The sequence below is a fragment of the Nostoc sp. PCC 7524 genome (genome assembly GCF_000316645.1).
In the GTDB taxonomy this organism is placed as follows: Bacteria; Cyanobacteriota; Cyanobacteriia; order Cyanobacteriales; family Nostocaceae; genus Trichormus.
Window position 1 is genome coordinate 2,519,536 of the sequence record NC_019684.1, and the last position, 12,573, is coordinate 2,532,108.

Consider the following 12,573-nt stretch of genomic DNA (forward strand, 5'->3'; position numbering starts at 1 on the left):
GGGCGCTGTAACTGTCTTTCATTCCTTTTTTTCAAGTGATGAAACTGATTACATCCCTAGGTAGGATGAACAAGGAGAGGAAATTAAGAAGACGAGTAGATAGTTGGGTGTTGTTGTGTTTAAATTAAACCTTGTTCTCTATCATACCTCATACCCAGTCCCCAATCCCCAGTCCCCAGTCCTAGAAAAATTTTTTGACATCTGCTCTGCTCCGTGTAAAATTATACGCAATGGAATAAACACAGACAGTTAAGATAGCGCCTTACCTTATGTCAATCATTGCGCTCAGAGCATGGTATCTCCAGGATTATGAGCCGATTTCTGAACTGGAAAAACGTCCTCCAGACATTCGTCTTAGTAAAAAAAGTCTGCTGAGATCAGCGTTGCGTGCAGATTTTTTAGAAGATAGTGATGAAGTGAAAAAGTCTACTTGGTTTGGACGTTATTTAGAGGGGGAAAACATTGAATTTTATATCGAAGGGAGTGGTGGCTACTGTGTGGCTAACATTGACTTGATTAGCCATGAAATTTATTTTACCAAGCAGACACTATTGGCACAGTTAGAACCAACGATTTTTTTCTCATATCAAGTTGAGTATGCTACAGCCAGTGATGCGCTCAAAGAAGGATTGCGAAACAGTTTAGAAACATTAAACTTGCGATCGCGCCTTCCACTGACTTTAGTAGAATCATCTCGTCCCAGCAATGCACCTATCCGGCTCAATCGCACAATCATGCGTAAAATCCGGAAAAGTTTGTTGTTTATCGCCGATACTACACCCATTGCTAGTATCGATGGAGAGGAAACCCAGCAACTACTTCCTAGTCCTAACGTTTGTGTGGAAATTGGCTATGCAATTCAAAGCAAGCGTTCCGAACAAATCTTACTAGCACAGATGCAACGCCAAGGCATGGAAGGGCAATTTCCTTTTGATTTACCTACCCAACAAATTTTACAATTTCAAGATATCAAACAACTGAATAAAATCCTTACTAAGTCACTGGAAACTCAACTGGCGAGATTTAAGTTGTTTTTTTAAATAATTGTACAGGTTTATTTTGCAGTTCAGTGGCAATTAGTTGAACTCGTTCTACAACATCAATCATGTATTGATAATCTGGGACTTTCCCATTGGGGATATAGCCAACTGCTTGGGCTGAGATACCCGGAAACTCACTCATAGCTTTACGGATAGATTCCTGGCGATTGCGCTCTACAGTAGGATTAATTAAAACTACCCCAGGTGGAACATAGTGAGGATCTGTATAAAGGATATGGAACTGGGTTTGACTCAGTTGGGATCTGTAAAGATTAAATTCTGCTAGTGAAACAGCACCAGCTGCAACTTTCCCATCTGCTACCCACTCTAACAGCGTTTTCGGCGTGGGAGCAAACATGATTTCTGCTAGTGTCAATCCATAAAGATTATACAGGGGTAAGTAATATCCTGTGGCTGACCCTGGTTGACCTAAAGCCACAATTTTACCTTGTAGCTGTTTTAAATCGCGAATGGGATTATCTTTACGAACCACGAAGACTGAGCGTAAATTACTCACACCCATCAATGGAAAAATTGGGACATATTGAGAACGTGTGATCGCGATCGCTGCTAAACCTGGTGGTGCAAACACTAAAGACCAAGCTTGAGCCTGCAAACGTTCAATTGCTTTATTTTCATTAAACGTCGGCTCTAGTTGAATACTGGCTTTAGTTTTTTCCGCTAAATAACGATTGAAGTTCGCATATTTATTAATAATTTCTGCATCCGCATCGTAATCAACCACTCCAATCGTTAACTTACCTTGATAAGTTGGTGCTGATGAGCATCTAGCAACTGTAAACCCTAGTAAATTTAAAAGAAATAAACGCCGTGAAAATCGCCACACCATTACTATTTATGTTTAAATACTTTGTTTGTAGAACTGCTTAGGAATTAAGCATGATTTAAATCATACATAAGTTACAAACAAAAACAAACTTAACATTTATTTACCTTGATTTAGTTATACGATAACCTTCAATATGTTAAAATACGCTATCGATAAAATTGAAGTTAATCAAAATTAAATTGCTCTCATAAAAATTAACTAGGCTAAAAACCACTGCCGATTTAGTCCCTGCCTTATTCTAACTAACAATATTTACATCAGCTTAATTATCAATCATGTTAAATAACTTAAAAATAGGTAGTAAGTTCAACTTGCTTTTAATGGTAGTGTTCATATTTAGTATTTGTTTAAGTGGTACTATATTATCAAGTGTGTTACAACAAAGAGCGAAAAATGAAGTCAGTTCTCAAGCACTGATTTTGATACAAACTTTGAATTCTGTAAGAAGTTATACACAAGATAGAATAACTCCTTTATTATCATCTCAATTAGAAACAGCAACAGCCTTTATCCCAGAAACGATACCATCTTTTTCAGCCACAGAAGTATTTGAAAATTTTCGTAGAACAGAAGGAAATGAAAACTTCCTCTATAAAGAAGCTACACTCAATCCTACTAATTTAAGAGATAAAGCTGATGATTTTGAGACTCAACTGGTAGAGCGTTTTCGTAGAGAAAGCCAGACAAAAGAAATTGTAGGCTTGCGCTCACTACCTGAAGGTGAAGTATTTTATATTGCAAGACCACTAGCAATTACTAAACAAAGTTGTCTGCGATGTCATTCTACACCAGAACTAGCTCCTAAGAGCCAATTGACAACCTATGGTACACAAAACGGTTTTGGATGGAAACTCAACGAAATCGTGGCGGCGCAAATCATTTCTGTCCCTTCTAAAAAGATTTTTACTCATGTCCAGAGTAGTTGGTCATTGATTATGGGACTGTTAATTGCTATTTTTGCGATCGTTTTGTTTATAATTAACTTTTTAATCAAAAAAACTGTCATTCAGCGAATTAAAAATATAGAAAAAATTGCTCAAAAGGTTAGCACTGGTGATATGAGTGCTGATTTCGATGAAAACTCCAAAGATGAAATTGGTGGTTTAGCAGCAGCATTCAATCGGATGAAATCTAGCTTGAAAATAGCGATGGATATGTTAAATAGTCAATAGGCAATAGGTAATAGGTAATAGGTAATAGGTAATAGGTAATAGGTAATAGGCAATAGTTTTTATTTCTTCTCCCCTGCTCCTCTGCTCCTTTGCTCACCATTTCATACTCTCTGATTCAAGTTAAGAATTTTTGTTGGAATTGCAAAGCTTTTTGAGGTTCTGGAATGTCGGCAGCTAAAGTTTTGACAAATTCTGGACGGGAAATTTGTCCATTAGTGGATTTGATAGCTTTTTGAACCAGAAAAACACCCATTGGCCCAATTATATTTACTAATTCTCGCTCACACTCACGGATAAAACTATCACTGATTGTTGAGTTGATTGTGGGAGGAGTGATACTTGGTGAAGGTTGCAAGGAAGTTTCTGACTGACTAGGGGATTCTTCTTGTAGCAACAACATCGCTTGTTGTTGAAACCCAAGGCGTTGATTTTCTGGTAGATGTAGGGACAAATTATCTATAAGTTCTTGGTAATTGGGTGCTGATGCGGCCCGTCGTAATAATGTCGTGGCTACGGGGCCAACTAATTCTAACAGCATTTTCTCCAGGCGATCGCTCTTAGCTGGCGGCAGAATAGAACCAGTTTGATTGCTAGTTGCTTGTTGTTCGGATACGGAAATTGGGGGCTGTGATGTTAATAATGATGGAGTTTGAAATAATTGAGTTTTGATTTCAGGACAAACATTCTGCTCAAGTGCTTCTAAGACTTGTGTGGCTGACTGGTAACGCTGTTTGAAATTGTTTAGCACCATCTTCGATATGATAGCTGCCAACGCTGGATTCACTGTTGCCCGATGTTGCCAGAGAATTTCTCCTGTGTGGGGGTCTTCTTCAAATTCTCTGGGGTGCAATCCTGTGAGTGCTTGGATACAAACCACACCCAAAGAATAAATATCACTATTGGAGTGCGGTTTACCGCGCCCCTGTTCTATAGACATATATCCTGGTGTACCAATTGCCACAGTCATCTGGGTTTGTCCAGGGGATGTAATCATTTGTGTGTGGACTTGTTTGACTGCGCCAAAGTCAATCAGCACCAAGTTACTATCATGTAACCGCCTGATAATATTTTCCGGCTTAATGTCTCGATGGATAACTTTGTGGTGATGAATAAATTTGAGGATATTTAATAGCTGCTGCAAAAGAAAGATAACTCGATCCTCTGTCCATTTCTGACCGGATATCATTTCAGCCCTGAGAGAATGCCCCTCAATATACTCTTGCACCAAAAAGAACTCTTGGTGTTCTTCAAAGTATGCCAAAAGCCGGGGAATTTGCTCGTGATAACCAAGTTGTTCGAGAGTTTCGGCTTCACTGGTGAATAATCTTCTGGCAGTTTCCAGAAATTCGGGGTTATGAGTCACAGGCCGAAATTGCTTGACAACACATCTGGGAGACCCTGGACGTTGAATGTCTAGCGCAATGTATGTTTGACCGAATCCTCCTCCCCCTAGGATTTGGAGGACTTGATACCGCCCAGCTAGTAAGTTTCCTAACATCGTATGATTTGTCTAAGTCCTCACCTATCATATTGACATAATCACCAATATAAAGGGCTGGGAGTGGGGAGTAGCAGGGGTGCAGAGTGACTACAAAAAAGTCTGGGGAACTGGTGAAAGTATTGACCGTCTATGGGGAAAGTAAAAGTGAAGAGTTAAGAGTAAACTGTTATGACTGATTAATTCATAACTCTGCCAAAAAGCTTTACTTGCTCCCGTATGCTTACCCTTTTCATTCTGGGGTATCGTGGTTAACAATGGGTTGAACGTTTTTCCAAAGATTCAATCTTATGCCGAGAACTCCGAATGAATACGCAGTCTACCTTTTACTAGAAAGTGGCCATCGTGAAGAAGTGAGGTTTCCCACTATTCAAGAATTTCAAAAATGGTATAGTGGGGAACTTGTACCCAAGTCTGCTTCTAGTGATTTTATCAGTGTGCCGATCAAGAATATTCAAGGGGAGTATATGGTGGTGCGTCCATCTCGGATTGTAGCTATCCGGGTAGAACCAGTGTTTAGTTCTAGTGTTGAAAGATAGATTCAACTAAATGATGAAAAAAACCCTTGCTTTGCTTTCCTTGAGTCTGGGAATTGCCTTTATAAACTCAATCGCTGTTGCTCAGGTAATCATTAATGTCCCGTCGCCCAATTCCCCAAGTCCTGAATTACAACCGCCACTCAAGCCAAGCACTCCTGAGAATGAGCCACCACTCAAATTAGTGAATATTGGCAATTGTACTGCTCAAAGTGCTTGCTTGGGTTGGGATGAGCAAATTTTTGGTGGCAGGGGTAAAAGAGGTGATCGCCAAGCACTGCTAAGATCAATTGATCACAGCCTGCGTTATCTAGGAACGCCCACCGCACAACGTATCTATCAAAATTATCCAGTGCGGGGGATTACTCTGGATCGTGTACGACGCAGTTTGTTGCGGTTTCGGCAATTGGTTGTTAATTCTAAATCTACAGCCCAATTGCAAGCGGCTGTGCAGCGAGAGTTTGCCTTTTACCAGTCTGTAGGGAATGATGGCAAGGGTACTGTTAAGTTTACTGCTTATTATGAGCCTGTTTATCAGGCTAGCCGAGTCAGGACTTCAGTATATAAATATCCCCTTTACCGACTACCGCCTAATTTCAACCAATGGCCTAAGCCCCATCCTACACGCCTACAATTGGAAGGCAAAGATGGTTTATTGGGGAATAAAAGCAAGTTACGCGGTTTAGAATTGTTTTGGTTTCGCGATCGCCTGGATGCGTACATGGTACATATTCAAGGTTCTGCCCGCATTCAGTTACCCAATGGTAGTATGACCTCTGTTGGCTATGCTGGCGGAACTGATTATCCGTGGACAAGTATCGGACGAGAATTAGCAAAAGACGGTAAATTGCCATTACAAGGCTTGACAATGCCTAGAATGATCAGCTTTTTCCGTCAACAACCCCAGGAGTTAAATAACTATCTACCACGTTGGGAACGGTTTGTTTTCTTCCAAGAATTTCAGGGAAGACAAGCCACTGGTAGTATTAACGTACCAGTCACCGCCGAACGTTCCATTGCCACAGACAAGTCTTTAATGCCTCCAGGCGCACTAGCATTAGTTCACACATCACTACCATATCCAGGTGCTAATGGAAGGCTAGAGTATCGCAGAGTTAGCCGATTTGTGCTGGATCAAGATACAGGTAGCGCCATCACAGGCCCAGGCAGAGTAGATTACTTTATGGGAACTGGTAAACTAGCAGGCGATCGCGCTGGCGTTACAGGCGGCAATGGCTCATTATATTATTTACTGTTGAAAAACTAGCTAAAGGGCATGGGGCATCAACAGTCCCCAATCCCCAGTCCCTAATACGGAGGATAACCAAAATCATCTTCATCCGGATAGATATAAGAACTAGCAACCCCAGCCACTGCCATTTTTGGCGTTTCTGTTCTCACAGGTTCCTTACCAAATTCTTTGTACTCTTCAAACGCCTTACAGATAATTGTCGATTCGGGCGAATCGGAAGCAATCAAGTAATTAGTTAAAGTTCCCACTGTGGGATGTTCATAATCTACAGTGGAAGCCACCAAAACCGTATTTGGTTCAATCCCTCTTTCCTCACACTCAATAATCGGGCAGAAGATGCCATGAGCATGAAATAAGGGGCCTTTTGGTGTAATTGGCTGTTTGCGGAATAAAGCATAAGCTCTTTCCAGTTCTGCCACAAAACCACTAACGATTTTACCCTGCTGAAATTCACAATAAGTCTTGCTAAAACTCGCTCCGGCTGCACCATTGAGAGTTAATTGCAGTGGATAATCATGTAAAAACTTTTTATTTTTATCTACTAAGAAAATCAGGTAACGAGTAAAGGTTTTAAACTTTAATTTATCTGCTAAAAACGCATCATAATTATCTTTGAGTGTCCCCAATTTTATCCCAGTTTCTCGGTCTTTAACAGACAAAGGCCCCCGACGTACTATGACTATCCGGGGAGTAGTAGTCATAAAAACTGTTTCCACGCCGGAACTAAATTCATGTTCTACTTGCTGCCAACTATCATCAGGCTGAAAACCGACAGATTGGGCATTATCCAGCTTAATCGCTAAACCGTAGGACTGAAGACCATCTGCGCCATACCGAGGATTAATCATCTGACACCAGGGGATGACTTGAGATGGCGGTGCATTAAATTTCTCATCTTCAAAGTCGAACTTAGCAGATGCTTTCATCGTTTTAGGCACAGGAGTAATTTACTATACAAGTTTATCAGTGAGCAAACAGGCGTACTGTTTTTCTCCAGATTAAAGCAGAATCAATCTCGGTTGCAATCCCTGTTTTGTTTTTTAACAACTGATTTTCATCTGCTTAGTGCTGTATGGTGCGTCAGTGAGAGATAACCTGGAATTGAGGAGTTAACGGAGATATTTACAGCTCAACGAAAAAGGACAGGGGGCGATCGCGCTTCTGAGATAGTAACTTGGGCTGACAATAGGAATTATTTCCTAAGTAGGTGAATTGAATGTCTCGAAAGACTAAACAATATTTACTTTTGTAGCCTAATTGCTAAAGAAATCTAAGGAAAATGAGAGAGCAGTCAGAGTCAACTATATAAACAGTTGTAAGGGAGTGAACGGACAGGACTCAGAGGTTATGTTTCTACCTAATGTAACTGACAATTTCATCAACATTGTTGAGCTTACATTAATCTACCAATCCTTTGCAATTAGGGCGAAAATCTATGAAGCAACCATATCTCTCTCCCGACGATTTGCCCACACATAAAACTACTCTAATTAGTGAAATATTAATTAGTCAACTGGAAGAGGTAACGAAAAAAAGCTTTTATTTAGCTTGCAGACACAAAGTCAGGATATTGTTATCCAGTTGTCATTGGTATTTTAAAGTTAATAGCGGCATTCTCATGTTAATCATGGTGTGTCATGATATCGAAAGTTATCAGAACATTATGATGAATGTTCCTTACTTGGCGAGCAAATTAAAACTGTTTGCTAACCACGCCAAAATTAGTATTAGTTCTCCTGTTAATGAAGGGATGCCTTGGGTAATTAGCATTAATCAAATTTTACCGGGAGAAGATGTTTCTAGCACCTAAAAAGGATAACGCTTCTTGTTAGATGCTGTACGCTTCTAGCCAATTTTCACCCCTCATCGCCGATGGTGGGGGGATTTTGGTTTTTAGAGAAGCAGGGGAGCAGAGGAGCAGAGGAGCAGAGGAGCAAGCCCTAATTACTAATGCCTATTGCCTTCGCTCTACGAGGTGAGGATATTTCATCACGGAAAACAGTGCAAGCTTTGGCACGGTTGTTGGTAGATTTGAGCCAATGGGGAATTATTAACCAAGAAATTTAATATAAAACTAAAAACCCTCATTTATAAACGCGATAATACATCTACTATTAATAGCATCACAAATCAAGTGAAGCGATCGCACCCCTCACACCCCCCACACCCCCAAATTCCCAACCTCAAGAGCGATGCCTACGGCGGGCTGCGCCTACGCTTTTACCAATTGACATACAATCACAGCCTATAAATTTAGAAATTATGCAATTGATATAATATTTTTAAATATCAAAAATTCATCAACTCATCATGAACAGTATCACTATTTTTAACCTAGATGAAAACATCAAAAAGATTCTGCAACAACAAGCAGAAAAAAATGGTCGTTCTGTAGAAGCAGAAATCAAAGAAATTTTGCGTCTTGCTTTAACAGAAAATCAACAAACCCCCCCCAACATTGTTACCATGCTAGAAAAACGCTTTGCCCACTTGGGAGAATTTGAAATACCAGAAAGCAAACGAGAAGCTATACGCCCTATACCTAATTTTGAATCATGATTGTTCTTGATACTAATGTATTGTCAGAACTAATGAAACCCCAAGGGTCTATAGTAGTTCGTCATTGGGCAGCCCAGCAGCCTGTAAAACATTTGTTTACTACAACAATTACACAGGCTGAAATCCTCTATGGCATAACTATTTTACCAGAAGGAAAACGTAAATATGAACTCTACCAAGCCGCTACTTTAATGTTTACTGAAGACTTTTTAGGACGTATTTTACCATTTGATGAATCTGCTGCTATAGCTTTTGCTAATATTTCTGCCCAAAGACGGCTCAGTGGTACTCCTATCTCTCAAGCTGATGCTCAAATTGCCGCTATTTGTTACTCTCATAATGCAGCCATAGCAACTCGTAATGTTAGTGATTTTATAGGCTGTGAAATCTTTATTATTAATCCTTGGGAAAATAAATCTTCGTAATTAATGACTTTTATTAATGATGATATTAGGAGAGAAGTTAAGCGATCGCACCCCTCACACCCCCCACACCTCCAAATTCCCAACCTCAAGAGCGATCGCACCCCTAAATTTCCATGAATCAATGTGGCGTAATCTCCCGAAAGGTATTCCTCTATCCGTACAAGTATCGAACTATTAAGGGTAAACTCCTGGTTTTTTGAGCATTTGTCTTTGGGATGGCGTGAGGTTGGGGTAATCATCCGCATGATATGGGTTTCTCGCCCATGCAGATGGATGGGGGGAATATTTGTAAAATAAAGTCCGGCGATCGCTCACTCCCCGCCAAGGCAAAGTACCATGAGTTAAAGCTTCAGTAAAGATAATCGCGCTACCAGCTTTAACAGTCACAGCCTGAACGCAACTACAAGGAAACTCTAAATTGCGCCATTCCTCTGGTAAAGGCAAATTACTTTTATGACTACCGGGAATACAAGCGAATCCTCCCTCACCAGGATGAACATCATTCAACTCGTAAGCGACAGCCGTTAAGCCATTGTACATATTGCCATTTTTAAATAGGTAATACTGGCAAGGATCATAGGGAGTTCCGCCACCATGCAATTGCGAACCGATGGGGCCGATACCTTGGCGGATGACATGAACATAATCATGATCTAAACGAAACTGCTCCCCTATTAACTCTTTTAAATAAGGCGTAATTCGAGGATGATCAATCAGTGCTTGGAAAGCTTCACCCCAAGGTAGCAACCCATCAAAGCGGAAAAATGACCGTTCTGGCTGATTGTGAAGGGCAATCTGTTGATCTAACACTAAATTCAGAGCTTGAATATGGTCGCTGCTCAAGGCATTCTCAATAATCAAGAATCCCTGTAAGTCAAACAAATAGCGTTCAAATTCTGTCATGGTATTCATTGCCAACAGTTAATGATTCAGTGTCTGCACCGCAACATATCATCTCATCAGCAACTATATGGAGTTCTTCTAGTCAAAAGCAATCTTTGGTTGTCATCAGGGAAGTAACTCCCTACACTCCACTGACAAATTGCTAGTTGTGAATATCATCCTTGGTTGAGACATAGAAGATACCTGATAGCAAATTTTCCTGTTGTGGCGGATCTTCTGGAAGGAAGCTACCCAACTATTCTGACTTTTCACGTTATGTGGAAAAGCTAACGTGAAACCTAACCCCCTAACCCCCTAACCCCCTTCCCTGCGAGGGAAGGGGGAAAATTAAAGCCTCTAACGAGAAGCCGCTCCGCGTCTTTGGAGAGGGGTTTTCCAGATCCCGTGAAAAGTCAGCCCAACTATTGAGTCCAAAACCTTGTGGAATACACGATAATTATCTATGGGTTTTTATACTAAAAGTTTTAATTGTTTGTTTTTTTACTGAGTTTTGTTTGACACATACAACAGTGCTTTGTTTTTGACTGGTGTCAGTTGATAAACTGTCACGTACTCAATATGTTTTTTTATTTTAAAAGAGATATTCTTAATTAGTGCAAGGAGTGATACCGCTTCACCTTATGTTTGTTACAAATGATCCTTGCAATGCTTCTTAGTTAAGTTAAGACGGTATTGCAGATTCTCAATGTGGCATCAAACAAGTGAATTGGTATAATACTACACAAAAGAGCGATTAGTTAGCAAAATTCTAATCGCTCTTTTGTGTATAAAATATACTTTTATCTACATCACACTTGCTAGAAATTTTCAGTATTTAAATATACAAAGTTTTTAAGTGAGAGGGATGAGAAGGAAAACCGCTCTCGTTGTTGGCTACGGTGTAATACCAATTCACGAAAAGCCTGATACAAATAAAGCATCAAGAATAAAATCCCAACCTGTGATAGAAGCAACAACTGATGTGTTTAATTGTTCCAATCGCTTCCAGATAAATTCTCTTAATTCATCTAAATTTGAGAAGCTTTCCCAAGTTAGATGCCTTTTAACTTCTTCCCACAATCTTTCTATTGGATTAACTTGAGGTGTATGTGGAGGTTGAAATAACAAAACTATGTTTTCTGGTATTTTCAGATGCTGACTTAAATGAAAAGCCCCATTGTCTAACTGAAGAATATGAATATCTTGAGCATAAGTCTGGGAAAATTTTTCTAAAAAATATTGAAACAGGCTGTATTCAAATGAGAGAATTCCCAGATAAAATACTCTCCAGTTAAGGGTTCCACTAATCCATATAAGTAAAAATTATCCCGCTTCCATTGCATAATGCCGATGGGCTTGACTCCTTTTTTAGTAATTAGTCTCCCAGCTTCAGTCTTCAATCCCACACGGCTTTCGTCCCCACACCAATATCTCATTGTTTTTTGCCTATCTACTGGTGCTATGACGTGTTTTTTATTACTTCTAGGTATTGTGGCAGTTTTTTTAAATTCTGATTCTGCTTCGCTATCGTATTTAATACCTACTGCTCGCGGCACTTTTAGCTTTGCTTTCATTTGATAGCGCACTGTATCATGTACTACTTTATATGATGCTTCTATCCCTTCTACTGCTTTTAACCATGTTCGGATTTCCTCATAACTTTTGAATCCCTCCGATTCTTGAAGCTCTTTGTCTAGCTGCTCTCTTACTTGTAAGCTAATTATTGCAGGTCGCCCTGGACTCTTTAGAGTTGTTAATAGACCCTTGATTCCCGACTCTTGATAATTTTTTAACCATCTTTGTACCGTTACCCTTGCCCTTCCTACTACCACCGCTACATCTTGTATTGTTTTCACTTGTCCTATTTTCAGCAAATACAAAGCTTGAATCCGTTCAAAACTTGATGCTGTTTTTTGTTTTAAGAGCAACTCATGTAATTCCTCTACTGACTCTTTTATTTCTACTTTGGTTACTCCAGCCATCTTTGCTCGTTAATATTTATTCCTTATTTATCTGTATCATACTTTTCGTGAATTGGTATAAACTAAGTCTGATCACCTTACACTTTGTTAAAAATGTCAGGTATTGCATTGGCAATGTTAGGCGTTGCATTAACAATGTCAGGTGTTGCATTGGCAATGTTAAGCGTTGCATTAACAATGTCAGGCGTTGCATTGGCAATGTTAGGCGTTGCATTAACAATGTCAGGCGTTGCATTGGCAATGTCAATGAAGCAATTAACGATGATCCTGGTGAACTCGCCCCTACAAATGTTTACTCATAATTTTGCAGTGCGATCGCTCTCAAGTCAAAATATTAATTCCCATAAATAAATTGAGCCGGAAAATAATTTATTTTT

Annotated in this window: 15 protein-coding genes; 9 read left to right on the forward strand and 6 right to left on the reverse strand. The window is 39.8% G+C overall.

Going from position 1 to position 12,573, the window contains the following annotated elements; translation table 11 throughout:
- The first annotated feature begins 269 nt into the window (after nucleotides 1-269).
- On the forward strand, nucleotides 270-1,040 hold the full coding sequence (locus tag NOS7524_RS09985) for a hypothetical protein (protein WP_015138356.1): 771 nt from the start codon (nucleotides 270-272) through the stop codon (nucleotides 1,038-1,040).
- Here NOS7524_RS09985 and NOS7524_RS09990 read toward each other — a convergent pair.
- The gene (locus NOS7524_RS09990; RefSeq protein WP_015138357.1) at nucleotides 1,024-1,890 is read right to left on the reverse strand and encodes a phosphate/phosphite/phosphonate ABC transporter substrate-binding protein; all 867 of its coding nucleotides are present in this window, start codon (nucleotides 1,888-1,890) and stop codon (nucleotides 1,024-1,026) included. The genes NOS7524_RS09985 and NOS7524_RS09990 overlap by 17 nt on opposite strands.
- A gap of 275 nt (nucleotides 1,891-2,165) precedes the next feature.
- Here NOS7524_RS09990 and NOS7524_RS09995 point away from each other — a divergent pair, with 275 nt between their 5' ends.
- On the forward strand, nucleotides 2,166-3,062 hold the full coding sequence (locus NOS7524_RS09995; protein ID WP_015138358.1) for a c-type heme family protein: 897 nt from the start codon (nucleotides 2,166-2,168) through the stop codon (nucleotides 3,060-3,062).
- 115 nt (nucleotides 3,063-3,177) lie between these two features.
- Here the strand turns inward: NOS7524_RS09995 and NOS7524_RS10000 are convergent, their stop codons facing one another.
- The gene (locus NOS7524_RS10000) at nucleotides 3,178-4,560 is read right to left on the reverse strand and encodes a serine/threonine-protein kinase (RefSeq protein ID WP_015138359.1); all 1,383 of its coding nucleotides are present in this window, start codon (nucleotides 4,558-4,560) and stop codon (nucleotides 3,178-3,180) included.
- 290 nt (nucleotides 4,561-4,850) lie between these two features.
- Here NOS7524_RS10000 and NOS7524_RS10005 point away from each other — a divergent pair, with 290 nt between their 5' ends.
- Together NOS7524_RS10005 and mltA are read left to right on the forward strand one after the other, a co-directional pair.
- A complete protein-coding gene (locus NOS7524_RS10005) occupies nucleotides 4,851-5,099 on the forward strand; it encodes a hypothetical protein (RefSeq protein ID WP_015138360.1) in 249 nt (82 codons plus the stop codon).
- Between the two features lie 10 nt (nucleotides 5,100-5,109).
- Nucleotides 5,110-6,363, forward strand: a complete 1,254-nt coding sequence (mltA, locus tag NOS7524_RS10010; RefSeq protein WP_015138361.1) for a murein transglycosylase A — start codon at nucleotides 5,110-5,112, stop codon at nucleotides 6,361-6,363.
- 41 nt (nucleotides 6,364-6,404) lie between these two features.
- On the opposite strand, the gene NOS7524_RS10015 is transcribed toward mltA, so the two are convergent.
- The gene (locus tag NOS7524_RS10015) at nucleotides 6,405-7,274 is read right to left on the reverse strand and encodes a DUF5895 domain-containing protein (protein ID WP_015138362.1); all 870 of its coding nucleotides are present in this window, start codon (nucleotides 7,272-7,274) and stop codon (nucleotides 6,405-6,407) included.
- 509 nt (nucleotides 7,275-7,783) lie between these two features.
- Between NOS7524_RS10015 and NOS7524_RS10020 the strand changes: the two genes are divergently transcribed.
- The 4 genes from NOS7524_RS10020 to NOS7524_RS29940 all read left to right on the forward strand — a co-directional run bounded on the left by NOS7524_RS10020 (nucleotide 7,784) and on the right by NOS7524_RS29940 (nucleotide 9,510).
- Nucleotides 7,784-8,158 (forward strand): hypothetical protein, encoded by a 375-nt coding sequence (locus tag NOS7524_RS10020; RefSeq protein ID WP_015138363.1) that lies wholly within the window; start codon nucleotides 7,784-7,786, stop codon nucleotides 8,156-8,158.
- A gap of 500 nt (nucleotides 8,159-8,658) precedes the next feature.
- A complete protein-coding gene (locus tag NOS7524_RS10025; protein ID WP_015138364.1) occupies nucleotides 8,659-8,907 on the forward strand; it encodes a FitA-like ribbon-helix-helix domain-containing protein in 249 nt (82 codons plus the stop codon).
- On the forward strand, nucleotides 8,904-9,332 hold the full coding sequence (locus tag NOS7524_RS10030) for a type II toxin-antitoxin system VapC family toxin (protein ID WP_015138365.1): 429 nt from the start codon (nucleotides 8,904-8,906) through the stop codon (nucleotides 9,330-9,332). Before NOS7524_RS10025 ends, NOS7524_RS10030 begins: the two co-directional genes overlap by 4 nt.
- A gap of 16 nt (nucleotides 9,333-9,348) precedes the next feature.
- Nucleotides 9,349-9,510: a hypothetical protein gene (locus NOS7524_RS29940; RefSeq protein WP_171815364.1), complete on the forward strand. Its 162-nt coding sequence runs from the start codon at nucleotides 9,349-9,351 to the stop codon at nucleotides 9,508-9,510.
- Here NOS7524_RS29940 and NOS7524_RS10035 read toward each other — a convergent pair.
- The 3 genes from NOS7524_RS10035 to NOS7524_RS29365 form a co-directional block, all read right to left on the reverse strand.
- Nucleotides 9,507-10,244: a phytanoyl-CoA dioxygenase family protein gene (locus NOS7524_RS10035; protein WP_235622416.1), complete on the reverse strand. Its 738-nt coding sequence runs from the start codon at nucleotides 10,242-10,244 to the stop codon at nucleotides 9,507-9,509. The genes NOS7524_RS29940 and NOS7524_RS10035 overlap by 4 nt on opposite strands.
- 882 nt (nucleotides 10,245-11,126) lie before the next feature.
- Nucleotides 11,127-11,528, reverse strand: a complete 402-nt coding sequence (locus NOS7524_RS30630; protein ID WP_327084611.1) for a transposase — start codon at nucleotides 11,526-11,528, stop codon at nucleotides 11,127-11,129.
- Nucleotides 11,444-12,196 (reverse strand): IS630 family transposase, encoded by a 753-nt coding sequence (locus NOS7524_RS29365; RefSeq protein WP_015137665.1) that lies wholly within the window; start codon nucleotides 12,194-12,196, stop codon nucleotides 11,444-11,446. Before NOS7524_RS29365 ends, NOS7524_RS30630 begins: the two co-directional genes overlap by 85 nt.
- Before the next feature lie 93 nt (nucleotides 12,197-12,289).
- On the opposite strand from NOS7524_RS29365, the gene NOS7524_RS10050 reads away from it, so the two are divergent.
- Entirely contained in the window at nucleotides 12,290-12,547 is a 258-nt protein-coding gene (locus NOS7524_RS10050; RefSeq protein ID WP_015138367.1) for a hypothetical protein, read from the forward strand.
- Nucleotides 12,548-12,573: the final 26 nt, after the last annotated feature.

Bases quoted from the DNA above. Each gene is read 5' to 3' on its own strand.
- NOS7524_RS09985 (WP_015138356.1), top strand. From the start codon at position 270: ATGTCAATCATTGCGCTCAGAGCATGGTATCTCCAGGATTATGAGCCG.
- NOS7524_RS09990 (WP_015138357.1), bottom strand. From the start codon at position 1,890: ATGGTGTGGCGATTTTCACGGCGTTTATTTCTTTTAAATTTACTAGGG.
- NOS7524_RS09995 (WP_015138358.1), top strand. From the start codon at position 2,166: ATGTTAAATAACTTAAAAATAGGTAGTAAGTTCAACTTGCTTTTAATG.
- NOS7524_RS10000 (WP_015138359.1), bottom strand. From the start codon at position 4,560: ATGTTAGGAAACTTACTAGCTGGGCGGTATCAAGTCCTCCAAATCCTA.
- NOS7524_RS10005 (WP_015138360.1), top strand. From the start codon at position 4,851: ATGCCGAGAACTCCGAATGAATACGCAGTCTACCTTTTACTAGAAAGT.
- mltA (WP_015138361.1), top strand. From the start codon at position 5,110: ATGATGAAAAAAACCCTTGCTTTGCTTTCCTTGAGTCTGGGAATTGCC.
- NOS7524_RS10015 (WP_015138362.1), bottom strand. From the start codon at position 7,274: ATGAAAGCATCTGCTAAGTTCGACTTTGAAGATGAGAAATTTAATGCA.
- NOS7524_RS10020 (WP_015138363.1), top strand. From the start codon at position 7,784: ATGAAGCAACCATATCTCTCTCCCGACGATTTGCCCACACATAAAACT.
- NOS7524_RS10025 (WP_015138364.1), top strand. From the start codon at position 8,659: ATGAACAGTATCACTATTTTTAACCTAGATGAAAACATCAAAAAGATT.
- NOS7524_RS10030 (WP_015138365.1), top strand. From the start codon at position 8,904: ATGATTGTTCTTGATACTAATGTATTGTCAGAACTAATGAAACCCCAA.
- NOS7524_RS29940 (WP_171815364.1), top strand. From the start codon at position 9,349: ATGATGATATTAGGAGAGAAGTTAAGCGATCGCACCCCTCACACCCCC.
- NOS7524_RS10035 (WP_235622416.1), bottom strand. From the start codon at position 10,244: ATGAATACCATGACAGAATTTGAACGCTATTTGTTTGACTTACAGGGA.
- NOS7524_RS29365 (WP_015137665.1), bottom strand. From the start codon at position 12,196: ATGGCTGGAGTAACCAAAGTAGAAATAAAAGAGTCAGTAGAGGAATTA.
- NOS7524_RS10050 (WP_015138367.1), top strand. From the start codon at position 12,290: ATGTCAGGTATTGCATTGGCAATGTTAGGCGTTGCATTAACAATGTCA.